The following is a 562-nucleotide window of genomic DNA, read 5'->3' on the forward strand; positions in this document are numbered from 1 at the left end:
CTGAGCGACGGCACCCGCATCCGCTGCAAACTGGTAATCGCCGCCGACGGGCGCAGTTCACCAATGCGCAAAGCTGCCGGGATCAATGTTCATACCACGCGCTACGGCCAAAAGGCCCTCGCCTTCGCCGTCACCCATCCCATCCCGCACGACAATGTCTCGACCGAGATTCACCGCTCGGGCGGGCCGTTCACATTGGTCCCCCTGCCCGACTGGCAAGGCCAGCCGTCCTCGGCCATTGTCTGGATGGAACGTGGGCCACGTGCCGTTGAACTGTTAAACCTTGAAACCGACGCGTTCGAAGCCGCCATGACCGAACGCTCTTGCGGGCTGTTCGGACCGCTGAAATTGGCCTCACGCCGGACGATCTGGCCGATCATCAGCCAGTCGGCGGAACGGTTGTCGGGCGAACGCATCGCGCTGATGGCCGAGGCCGCGCATGTGGTGCCACCTATTGGTGCGCAGGGGCTGAACATGTCGTTGGGCGATCTGCGCTGCTTGCTGGAATTGACGCAAGCCCGGCCCGAGGGCTTAGGCGATGCGCAGATGCTGGATTCCTATC

1 protein-coding gene is annotated in these 562 nt (G+C 63.2%); it reads left to right on the plus strand.

Annotated features, from left to right (window positions below; all coding sequences use genetic code 11):
* A partial coding sequence (locus ACR0EL_RS22665; protein WP_480502380.1) for an FAD-dependent monooxygenase occupies nt 1–562 on the plus strand: 562 nt, incomplete at both ends.

The organism is Ruegeria sp. AH12 (genome assembly GCF_056541465.1).